Annotated in this window: 7 protein-coding genes and 1 riboswitch; of the genes, 2 read left to right on the forward strand and 5 right to left on the reverse strand. The window is 70.2% G+C overall.

Annotation, left to right across the window (positions count from 1 at the left end):
• Positions 1-137: 137 nt before the first annotated feature.
• The 3 genes from ACFXMF_RS44485 to ACFXMF_RS44495 form a co-directional block, all read right to left on the reverse strand.
• Positions 138-2,180: a bifunctional aldolase/short-chain dehydrogenase gene (locus ACFXMF_RS44485; protein WP_379992700.1), complete on the reverse strand. Its 2,043-nt coding sequence runs from the start codon at positions 2,178-2,180 to the stop codon at positions 138-140.
• Between the two features lie 87 nt (positions 2,181-2,267).
• A complete protein-coding gene (gene rhaI / locus ACFXMF_RS44490) occupies positions 2,268-3,434 on the reverse strand; it encodes an L-rhamnose isomerase (RefSeq protein ID WP_379992699.1) in 1,167 nt (388 codons plus the stop codon).
• 158 nt (positions 3,435-3,592) lie between these two features.
• The gene (locus ACFXMF_RS44495; RefSeq protein ID WP_360309164.1) at positions 3,593-4,867 is read right to left on the reverse strand and encodes an ATP-binding protein; all 1,275 of its coding nucleotides are present in this window, start codon (positions 4,865-4,867) and stop codon (positions 3,593-3,595) included.
• Positions 4,868-5,121: 254 nt separating this feature from the next.
• On the opposite strand from ACFXMF_RS44495, the gene ACFXMF_RS44500 reads away from it, so the two are divergent.
• Positions 5,122-5,994, forward strand: a complete 873-nt coding sequence (locus tag ACFXMF_RS44500; RefSeq protein WP_379992595.1) for an aldo/keto reductase — start codon at positions 5,122-5,124, stop codon at positions 5,992-5,994.
• A gap of 100 nt (positions 5,995-6,094) precedes the next feature.
• Here the strand turns inward: ACFXMF_RS44500 and ACFXMF_RS44505 are convergent, their stop codons facing one another.
• A complete protein-coding gene (locus tag ACFXMF_RS44505) occupies positions 6,095-6,346 on the reverse strand; it encodes a hypothetical protein (protein WP_379992594.1) in 252 nt (83 codons plus the stop codon).
• Positions 6,347-7,083: 737 nt separating this feature from the next.
• Positions 7,084-7,315, forward strand: a riboswitch (cyclic di-AMP (ydaO/yuaA leader).
• 31 nt (positions 7,316-7,346) lie between these two features.
• On the opposite strand from ACFXMF_RS44505, the gene ACFXMF_RS44510 reads away from it, so the two are divergent.
• Positions 7,347-8,612, forward strand: a complete 1,266-nt coding sequence (locus ACFXMF_RS44510; protein ID WP_379992596.1) for a transglycosylase family protein — start codon at positions 7,347-7,349, stop codon at positions 8,610-8,612.
• A 150-nt stretch (positions 8,613-8,762) separates the two neighbouring features.
• Here the strand turns inward: ACFXMF_RS44510 and ACFXMF_RS44515 are convergent, their stop codons facing one another.
• Positions 8,763-9,827, reverse strand: a complete 1,065-nt coding sequence (locus ACFXMF_RS44515) for a glycerophosphodiester phosphodiesterase family protein (RefSeq protein ID WP_379992902.1) — start codon at positions 9,825-9,827, stop codon at positions 8,763-8,765.
• Between the last annotated feature and the right edge of the window lie 247 nt (positions 9,828-10,074).

The following is a 10,074-nucleotide window of genomic DNA, read 5'->3' on the forward strand; positions in this document are numbered from 1 at the left end:
GCCGCGCCGGCGTTTGAGGCGAACCAGCCCGCCCGGCGCTTGAGGGCAACCAGCCCCGCCGGCGCATGAGGCCACCCAGCCCCGCCGGCGCTTGAGGCGAACCCAACCCAAACCCCACACGAGGCCCCCCAGCGGGCCTACCGCAGGAACGCCGCCGCGACCCCCGCATCGACCGGAACATGCAACCCCGTCGTATGCGACAACTCACCCCCCGTAAGCGCGAACACCGCATTGGCCACATGCTCCGGAAGCACCTCCCGCCCCAACAACGTCCGCCCCGCATAGAACGCCCCGAGCTGCTCCTCCTCGACCCCGTACACCGCAGCCCGCTCCGCCCCCCATCCCCCCGCAAAGATCCCCGACCCCCGCACCACTCCATCCGGATTGACCCCGTTGACCCGGATCCCATGCGCCCCCAACTCGGCCGCCAACAGCCGTACCTGGTGCGCCTGATCGGCCTTGGTCGCCCCGTACGCGACGTTGTTCGGCCCGGCGAAGACCCCGTTCTTGGAGGCGATGTAGACGATGTCACCGCCCCGCCCCTGCGCGATCATCGCCCGAGCCGCCTCCCGCGAGACCAGGAACGACCCCCGCGCCATCACGTCGTGCTGGAGGTCCCAGTCGCGCGCCGTGGTCTCCAACAGCGGCTTGGAGATGGACAGACCCGCGTTGTTGACCACCAGGTCCACCCCGCCGAAGGCCAACGCCGCCGCATCGAACGCGGCCAGGATGCCCTCCTCGGAGGTCACGTCGACCGTGACCGCGACCGCCCGATCCGGCCCACCGAGCGCTTCGGCGACCTCGGCCGCGCTCGCCGCGTTCAGGTCCGCGACCACCACACACGCGCCCTCGGCGACGAGCCGCCCGGCGATCGCCTTCCCGATGCCCGACCCCGCGCCGGTGACCAACGCCACCCGCCCGGCCAACGCACGCGGCGCCGGTTGCCGAGCCAACTTGGCCTCCTCCAGCGCCCAGTACTCGATCCGGAACTTCTCCCGCTCGTCGATCGGCGCGTACGTCGAGATCGTCTCGGCGCCCCGCATCACATTGATCGCGTTGACATAGAACTCGCCCGCCACCCGCGCGGTCTGCTTGTCCTTGCCGAACGAGAACATGCCCACACCCGGCACCAACACCACCGCCGGGTCGGCACCCCGCATGGCCGGGGAGTCCGGCTCGGCCTGCCGCGCGTAGTACGCGGCGTACTCCGACCGGTAGTTCGTGTGCAGTTCGCGCAGTCGGGCGATCACGTCCTCGATCGGCGCGTCGGCCGCCAGGTCCACCACGAGCGGCCGGACCTTGGTACGCAGGAAGTGGTCCGGGCACGAGGTACCCAGTGCCGCCAGCCTGGGGTGCTCGGCCCGCGAAAGGAACTCCAACACCTCCGCGCTGTCCGTGAAATGCCCGACCCGCACCTGATCGGTGGAGGCAAGACCCCGCACCACCGGAGCCAACTCGGCTGCCCGGGCCCGGCGTTGCTCCTCGGGCAGCGGCTCGGCCAGCAGTTCGCCGAACGGATGCCGAGCCGGGTCGAACCGCGCCGCGACGAACTTCTCCGCAGTCCGGATGATGTGCAGCGAGTTGCGTTCGCACTCGGCGCTGGTGTCGCCCCACGCGGTGATCCCGTGCCCACCCAGTACGCAGCCGATCGTGTTCGGGTTGGCCGCCCGGATGGCCGCGATGTCCAGGCCGAGCCGGAAGCCGGGTCGACGCCAGGGCACCCACGCCACGGTGTCGCCGAAGCACTCGGCGGTGAGCTTCTCCCCGTCCGCCGCCGTGGCGAGGGCGATGCCCGAGTCGGGATGCAGGTGGTCCACGTGCGCGGCGTCGAGCAGACCGTGCATCGCGGTGTCGATCGACGGCGCCGCGCCGCCCTTGCCGTGCGCGCAGAAGTCGAACGCGGCGACCATCTCGTCCTCGCGCTCATCCCCCGGATACCTGTCCGCCAGCGCACGCAGCCGATCCACCCGCAACACCGCGAGCCCGTCCTCGGTCAACGTGCCCAGGTCGCCGCCGGAGCCCTTGACCCACATCAGTTCCACCGTCGACCCGGTGACCGGATCGGTCCCCTCGCCCTTGGCGGAGGTGTTGCCCCCGGCATAGTTGGTGTTACGCGGATCCGCCCCCAGCGCACGGGAACGCTCCAGCAGACGATCGACCTCGGACGAGGTGCCGGACATCGGCGAATCTCCTTGTGAATCGGAACCATCGATACAACGCGGCGGCAACACCGGCACGCCCACGCCCCGCACCCGCACCCGGAAGGCTCAGGCGCCCCAGCCGGCCTGCGTGCCCCCGACCCGCTCGGCCCGGATCCGCTCCGCGTAGCCGGACGCGTGATAGGCCGCCACCGGATCCGGCGCCAGCCCCTGTTCCTCGCGCAACTCCCGCAGCAGCGGCCGGACATCGGTGTTGTAGGCATCCATCAGCACGGCATTCGCGCCGAGTACGTCGCCGGCCTGCTGCGCATCGGTCAGCGCGTCGGCGTCCACCAGAAGCGCCTTGGCGGTGGCCTCCTGGACGTTGGTCACCGAACGGATCTGGCCGGGGATCTTCGGCTCGATGTTGTGGCACTGGTCGAGCATGAAGTTCACCCCCTCGGCCGGATCGAGCCCACCGCCACGCACCACCTCGTGCATGATCCGGAACAGTTGGAACGGGTCCGCCGCGCCCACCATCAGGTCGTCGTCCGCGTAGAAGCGCGAGTTGAAGTCGAACGCGCCGAGTCGGCCCTCGCGCAGCAGGAACGCCACGATGAACTCGATGTTGGTGCCCGGCGCGTGGTGTCCGGTGTCCACGCACACCACGGCCTTGGGGCCGAGCTTGAGGCAGTGCGCGTAGGCGGTACCCCAGTCCGGCACGTCGGTCAGATAGAACGCGGGCTCGAAGAGCTTGTACTCCAGCAGGATGCGCTGATCCGCACCGAGCCGGGCGTACACCTCGGCCAGCGCCTCGGCCAGGTGCCCCTGTCGGGTGGCGATGTCGCCCTGGCCCGGGTAGTTCGTCCCGTCCGAGAACCACAACTTCACGTCCCGCGAGCCGGTCGCGTCCAGCACGTCCACACACGCGAGCAGGTGATCGATCGCCTTGCGGCGCACCCGGGCGTCGGGGTTGGTCACGCTGCCGAGCATGTAGTCGTCGTCCTGGAAGACGTTGGCGTTGATCGCGCCGATCCGCACCCCGTGCTCCCGGGCGTGTTCGGCCAGCTTCGTGTAGTCCTCGACCCGGTCCCACGGGATGTGCAGCGAGACGATCGGCGCCACGCCGGTGAAGGCGTGCACCTGTGCGGCGTCCGCGATCTTCTCGAACGGATCGCGCGGCACACCCTGCTGGGCGAAGACCTTGAACCGGGTGCCGGAGTTGCCGTAGGCCCACGAGGGGGTCTCGATCCGCTGAGCACGCAAGGCGGCCCGCACCATCGCGTCGTCCGTCATGGAAGCACTCTCCTGACACCACCGAGAAGAAAATGAAACGTTTCAATCAACGCGAACGAACGTACGACCCCGTAGCCGGACACGTCAAGGGCAGCCGTCGGCGCGGCCGCCGGGCCGCCCGGGTCCAGGCGGCCCGGCCGGCGCGGCGCCCGATCGGCTCACACCCGGGCGTGGGTGGTGATGTCCTCCTCGAACAGCTCGACCATGCTCGCGGTCACCGTGGGGCGGGACTGGGCGAGCGCGTCCAGGTAGTCGCGGGTGTGGGCGCCGGGTCCCTCGCCGCTCGCGGACTCGTCGAACAGGTCGCGCTCGAACGACGCCTGGGCGGCGATCCGGGCCGCGTGCCCGATGTCGGCGGGGGTGAGCAGCTCGCTCGCCGCCACCAGCGCGTCCAGGTCCACGTCCGGGCGCGCCGACGCGTACCGGGTCCACATCGCCCGCCGCGCATCCGCGTCCGGTGTGCCCACCGGGATGATGTAGTCGAACCGCCCCGGCCGCAGGAACGCCGGGTCCAGCGAGCGCACCGAGTTGGTCGCGCACACCAGCAGCCGATCGCCGTGTTCGCGGAACGCCGGGATCAGCTTGAGCAGTTCGTTGGTCACCGCGTGGCCGGCACTGGGCCGGGCGTGCCGGACCGGCGCGATCTCCTCGACCTCGTCGATGAACACCACGATCCGCTCCAGCCGGGCCAGCCGCCCGAACGCCTCGCGCAGCGCGGCGGCCAGGTTGCCGCCGTCGGCCAGCCGCGAGGGCAGCAGTTCCACGAACGGCCAACCCAGACGGGAGGCGATCGCCCGGGCGAAGGTGGTCTTGCCGGTCCCGGGCGGGCCGAACAACGCGATCGCGCTGGGCGGTTCGACGCCGTGTCGGAAGGCCCGCTCGGGATCCGCCAGTGGCAACACCACCCGCCGCTCGATCAGGTTCTTCTCCACCTCCATGCCGGCCACCTTCGACCACAGGTCGCCCGGCAACATCCGCCCGCCGAGCCGGTCCAGGGTTTCCGCCGCATGGTCGTCGACCGGCTCGACCTTCTCGAAGTAGGCCACCGCCGGCCGCCGTTCGTAGCCCGCGTTGCGCAGCCCCAACTCGCGCGAGTCCTCCTCGGGCAGCACGTAGGCGATCCGGCGCACCCGGTCCTCGACCAACCGGCGTTCCAGCGCGAGCAGCAGCGTACTGGTCAGCCCCAGGCCGCGCGCGGGGGGCGAGATGGCGATCCGCATCACCCAGGCCCGCCCCTCGGAGACCGTGGCCAGCGCCGCACCGACCACCGCGCCGTCCCGCCGGGCAACCACCGCCGGCTGTCGCGAAGTCAGCGCGTTGATGCACTCCGACAGCGAGAAGACCGACTCCTGGCCGAGTTCGGTCGTGGTGTCGATCAGGTGCACCACCGCCGCGAGGTCCTCCTCGCGATAGTCCTGTATGAGCCAGACCATGAACAGCTCCATCCGTGGATCGAGTGCCTCGACGAGTGGCACACACTAGGGAGCAGCGCCCTGCCGCGAATGCGTCGTTGTGTACAAGTACGCGCCCGAACTTGGTCATCCTGCGGATGGACACGTCACCGGGGACCTGCACCACGCGTGCGGGACGTATCCCGGTGACCACGCCCGAGGCCGGGGGCACAATGGCCTCGACCTCGTCCGCGCCGTCCGGCCCGCCCGGGCCGCCCGACCCCTACGGAGAACCGATGACCGTCTCGTCCGCGTCCGGCCCCGCCCACGCCTCCGGTGTCTTCCCGCTCGGCGGCGACCTGCCGGTGCACCGGCTCGGGTACGGCGCCATGCAACTCACCGGAACCGGTGTCTGGGGCGAACCAAAGGACCGCCAAGAGGCGATCCGGGTATTGCGCCGCGCCGTCGAACTGGGGGTGAATCTGATCGATACGGCCGACTCGTACGGCCCGTTCGTCAACGAACAACTCATCCGTGAGGCGCTGCACCCGTACGCCGAGGACGTGGTGATCGCCACCAAGGGCGGCTTCGCCCGCACCGGACCGGGCGAATGGCGCGCCCTGGGCCGGCCCGAATACCTGCGCCAGCAGACCGAACTGAGCCTGCGTCACCTCGGCCTGGAGCGGATCGACCTCTACCAGCTGCACCGGATCGACCCGCAGGTCCCGCTCGCGGACCAGCTCGGTGAACTCGGCGCGTTGCAGCAGGAGGGCAAGATCCGGCACATCGGCCTGTCCGAGGTCACCGTGGAGCAGTTGCGCCAGGCCCGGGAGATCGTCGAGATCGTCTCCGTGCAGAACCTGTACAACCTGGCCGACCGCAAGTCGGAGAGCGTGCTCGACTACGCGACGGCCGAGAACATCGCGTTCATCCCGTGGTTCCCGATCGCCACCGGCCAACTCGCGCGGCCGGGCGGTCCGTTGGAGCAGGTCGCCAAGGAACAGGGCGCCGCGCCCTCACAGTTGGCGCTGGCCTGGCTGCTGCACCGCTCCCCGGTCTTGCTGCCGATCCCGGGCACCTCCAGCGTCGCGCACCTGGAGGAGAACACCGAGGCGGCCCGAATCCGACTGTCCGACGAGCAGTTCGAGGCGCTGTCCGCCGCGGTCTGAGCCCGATCGCCGACCCGCCGGGTCGGCCGGAAACGATGTCGAGGGCGGCTGTTCGACCCGCGGGTCCGCGGTGTCGACGGCCGCCCTCGTCGGTATCGGCTCAGCCCGGTGCCGGGACGATCCGCACGCTCCACCCGTCCTCGATCTCGGCGCCGTCGATGGTGATCGCCTCCACCGTGCGCGACCTCGGGTCGATGTCGGCCACCACACCCTCACCCGCGTAGCGCGGATGGCCCGATGCGCCGACCTCGCCGGTGGCCTCGACCACCGCCGAGCGCACCGCCGGGCCCCGGGCGTCGGCGGCCATGTCCTGGTCGTTGAACGGGAAGATGGCAATCTCGAATCGTTCCATGCCCGCCCCCATGCCCCCACCCCCTCCGTCCCAAGCCACCCGATCGACGAGGTTGGCGGGCCTGAATACGGGGGGTGACCGGGGCCGGGCCCGAACGGGACCGGCCGCGCCCGGTGCCGCGAGCGTCCCGTCGCCGGGACCGCCGAGCCGATACGGCTCCCGGTCGCGCTCGACCGGGCACCCGCTACGAGGTCCCGGGAGACCACCGCCGACAACCCCGAACGCGCCGCCCTGATGCAACGGGCCATCTCGACCCACCCGCGCCACGTACTCGGTATCGACGACGCCGGCCGGGCAGCGAAACAGCAGGCTCTGCCGGAGAGCGTCGTCCCCATGAGGCGGATCGAATCCAAGTGAAGCCCCGAGACGCGCACCACTTCCCGGCGGTCACAACCCCGGCGGAGACCGGGCCGGCAGGCAAATTGGGACGTATATATGGGGGTAATTCGGACGCTCCGCTATCGAGCGCATGACGCACGTCACATCACGCATACCGATGGTCAGGAACTCGTACGCAGCGTGAACCGAGTTTTCCGGAATTTCACCCATGGTGATTCCCCTATCGGCTCAGCGTGAGCAACTCGGGCACAATGCGTACCGCGTCCGGGACTTTAGGTCCCGATATTCCACGCTTACGTCCTGATTTTTCGGTTTCGGCGAATCGTGATGTTTGGTTCCCGGTCGGGGTGTGCGTAGCTTGGTGCTTCGCCACACCGGTCCGGTGCTCGGCGAAATGGTCTCCCGGTTCGCCGAATCCTGCCGCCGGAGCGAGGCCACGGTACGAAACCCGAAAGGCAGGAGCGGGGGAACCAAGTGGAATGCCGTCCCGGGCGTCTGTGACGCAGACGCCCATTCGGACGGCTTGGGGTGAAGCCGTGCCCGTCCCTCTCACGAGGGCCGAACACGGCCGGGCGAGACTCTCCAGCCCGAATCCGACAGCTCACTTCGTAGGCGTGGGAGAAGGAAAATCTTCGTGCAGTCGTTCAACACCCCTGCCCGTATGCCCAAGAAGACGCGTCTCGCGCTCACCCTCGGAATGGCCGGCGCGATCGTCGCCGCCCCGCTGATCACCGGTCTCGCGACCGCCAACGCCGCCTCCGTCTCCACCTGGGACAAGGTCGCCATGGGCGAGAGCTCGGGCAACTGGCACATCAACACCGGCAACGGTTTCTACGGTGGCCTGCAGTTCACCCAGAGCACCTGGAACGAGTTCGGCGGTCAGCAGTACGCCCCGCGTGCCGACCTGGCCACCAAGGACCAGCAGATCGCCATCGCGGAGAAGGTCCTCGCCGTGCAGGGCCCCGGCGCGTGGCCGAACACCTCCGGCCCGGCGGGTCTGACCAAGGGCGGCGCCAAGCCCGCCGTCTCGCCGAGCACCAAGGCCGCCGGCTCGGCCAAGACCTCGGTCACGGTGGCCCCCAAGGCCGCCGAGAAGCCGGCCGAGTCCGCGCCGACCACCGCCCCGGCCCCGAAGATCGAGGTCGTCCCGGCCGCCGCGTCGACCACCTCCTCGTACTCCGTGGTCAAGGGTGACACCCTGTCCAAGATCGCCGCGGACAAGGCCGTCACCGGTGGTTGGCACAAGCTGTACGCCGACAACCGCGCCGTGATCGGTGGCAACCCGGACGTCATCCAGATCGGTCAGAAGCTCAAGCTGTCCGGCAAGGCCAAGGCCGCCGCCACCGCCAAGGCCGAGGTCGCGCCGAAGGCCGCGCCCAAGACCGAGACCACGACCACGACCACGTCGCAGGCCAAGCCCTCCGCGTCGGTGAAGGTCGCTCCGAAGACCACGGTCAAGGAGAAGGCCCCGGTCGCGACCAAGGGTGCCTCGGTCAAGGCCGGCAGCTCCTCGGTCAACGCCTCCGGCTACGTCGCTCCCGTGAGCGGCTCGCTGGGCACCGCGTTCGGCACCGGCGGCAAGCTGTGGTCCAGCGGCAGCCACACCGGCCAGGACTTCGTGGTCGGCACCGGCACCTCGGTGAAGGCGATCACCTCGGGCACCGTGGTCAGCGCCGGCAACGGTGGTGCCTACGGCAACGAGGTCGTCATCAAGCACGCGGACGGCAAGTACTCGCAGTACGCGCACCTGTCCAGCATCAGCGTTCGCGTCGGTGCCACGGTGAGCACCGGTCAGCAGATCGGCCTCTCCGGCGCGACCGGCAACGTGACCGGCCCGCACCTGCACTTCGAGATCCGCACCACCCCGAACTACGGCAGCGGCATCAACCCGGTCACCTACCTGCGCGCGCACGGCGTCAACCTCTGATCCGAGCGTCAACAGGCAGTAACCGCACGGCGACAGCCGCCGTGCAGTAGCCGCAGCCAGGGCCGGGCCCGTCGACCACGTGTCGACGGGCCCGGCCCTTTTCCGCGCCCGGACCCTTTCCGCGCCCGGCCCGCGGTGCGGCCGGATCGATCAGCCGCGAGCCGGATACCGCTTGGGCAGCGGCAGTCCGCGCGCGGCCAGCAACTCCCGCAACCGGTCCGGGTAGTCGGTGATCAGGCCGTCCACGCCGTCGTCCATCAACTTGGCCATGGTCGCCGGGTCGTCGATGGTCCACGGCACGACCTTGATGCCCCGCGCGTGCGCCCGGGCGACCATCTCCCGGGTCACGTACGGACGGTAGTCGGGATCGGTCACCTTGCCGTTCTGCGGGAAACCGTGCACGGGCGAGAAGGTGCCGGCCCCGAACGAGGCGATCGCGCGCAGCGGGTCGCCGCCGAAGTCGTCGATGTCCAGGCCGCCCAGCCAGGGCGAGGCGCCGGGCTTGCCGACCTGAAGGAAGTCGTAGTTGGTCAACGCGACCAGCGGCAGGCGCGGTTCGACCTGGCGCATGCGCTTGAGCGCACCCCAGTCGAAGCTTTGAATGGTGACCTGGCGCAACAGCCCGGCCCGGCGCACCTCGCGCGCCACCGTCTGCACGAACTGCTCGCGCGGCGCGGTCTCCTGAGGCGCGCCGGCCTCGACCTTGGTCTCCACGTTGAGCTTCACGCCGTGCGCGTGCCGACGCCGGACCAGGTCGAACACCTCGGTGAGCAGCGGCATTCGGGCGCCGGGCGAGGTGGTCTGCGTGGGGAAACCGGGGAACTGCCGCGACCCGCAGTCCAACGTGCGGACCTGGGCCAGGCTGAGCGTGTTGACGTACTTGCCGACGTAGGGGAACTCCGGGTCGCCGGCCCGCACCGGTGCGGTGTCGGCGCACTTGCGCCCGTCGACCTTGCGGTCGTGGGTGACCACGGCGCGGCCGTCCTCGGTGATCTGCACGTCGAGTTCGAGGGTGGACACGCCTACGTCCAGGCCCTTGGCGAAGGACGCGAGCGTGCTCTCCACGGTCAGCCCGAGACCGCCGCGGTGTGCCTGGAGGTCGAAGGACCCGCGCTGGTTGCCGCCGTGGCGGTCCGCCGCCGCGGCCGTTCCCGGGGCGGCGACGATGGCGGCCCCGGCCAACACTGCGGCCGTGACGGTCTTCCATCCGGACATGGACGTCTCCTTCTCGCTCCGGTCGACGACGGTCGAGCGTCGACGCCCACACCCTGACCCGCGCGACGTGATGCGCGGGGGGTCGGCTCGTGGCGGGCAGGCGAAGAAGAGACGAAGAAGCGGCGGGGCAAAACCCCATCCGGTACCGGAAGACGCCTTGCCGGTAAGGCCGTTGGGCAACCGCGGCCAAGGCCCGGACAACCGGCGGAACACCGACGGCCGGGCGCCGGGCGAGCCGATTTCGGCC

This window comes from Embleya sp. NPDC059213, assembly GCF_042754445.1.
Taxonomy (GTDB): Bacteria; Actinomycetota; Actinomycetes; order Streptomycetales; family Streptomycetaceae; genus Embleya.

Excerpts from the sequence above, each read along its gene's own strand:
- ACFXMF_RS44515 (WP_379992902.1), bottom strand. The coding sequence starts at position 9,827 with ATGTCCGGATGGAAGACCGTCACGGCCGCAGTGTTGGCCGGGGCCGCC.
- ACFXMF_RS44505 (WP_379992594.1), bottom strand. The coding sequence starts at position 6,346 with ATGGAACGATTCGAGATTGCCATCTTCCCGTTCAACGACCAGGACATG.
- ACFXMF_RS44495 (WP_360309164.1), bottom strand. The coding sequence starts at position 4,867 with ATGGTCTGGCTCATACAGGACTATCGCGAGGAGGACCTCGCGGCGGTG.
- rhaI (WP_379992699.1), bottom strand. The coding sequence starts at position 3,434 with ATGACGGACGACGCGATGGTGCGGGCCGCCTTGCGTGCTCAGCGGATC.
- ACFXMF_RS44500 (WP_379992595.1), top strand. The coding sequence starts at position 5,122 with ATGACCGTCTCGTCCGCGTCCGGCCCCGCCCACGCCTCCGGTGTCTTC.
- ACFXMF_RS44485 (WP_379992700.1), bottom strand. The coding sequence starts at position 2,180 with ATGTCCGGCACCTCGTCCGAGGTCGATCGTCTGCTGGAGCGTTCCCGT.
- ACFXMF_RS44510 (WP_379992596.1), top strand. The coding sequence starts at position 7,347 with ATGCCCAAGAAGACGCGTCTCGCGCTCACCCTCGGAATGGCCGGCGCG.